A 287-nucleotide genomic window follows, 5' to 3' on the forward strand; every position below is an offset into this window, starting at 1 on the left:
CTCCAGGAAGGTGGTGATGCCGGAATCCACCGCGAGCTTCACCGCATTGGTGAAGTACACGCTGTGGCGCATGTTCTTGACCCAGTAGTCCTCGTTGTGGATCGGGTCGTGACCGGGGCGGTAGTACTGCTCCTTGTCGACGGTCGAGTACAGGCCCACCGTCAGCTTGGTCGGCTCGATACCGGCCAGCTCCGCGGCCAGTTCGCCGAGCAGCGGATCCATCTGCGAGGTGTGGCCCGCGCCGCGGGTCTGCAGCACCCGGGCGAACTTGCCGGACTCCTCCACCC

At 65.5% G+C, this 287-nt stretch carries 1 protein-coding gene; it reads right to left on the bottom strand.

Going from position 1 to position 287, the window contains the following annotated elements:
• A partial coding sequence (locus GV792_RS28845; protein ID WP_163828147.1) for an acyltransferase domain-containing protein occupies positions 1-287 on the bottom strand: 287 nt, incomplete at both ends.

The organism is Nocardia cyriacigeorgica (assembly GCF_010868145.1).
In the GTDB taxonomy this organism is placed as follows: Bacteria; Actinomycetota; Actinomycetes; order Mycobacteriales; family Mycobacteriaceae; genus Nocardia; species Nocardia cyriacigeorgica_D.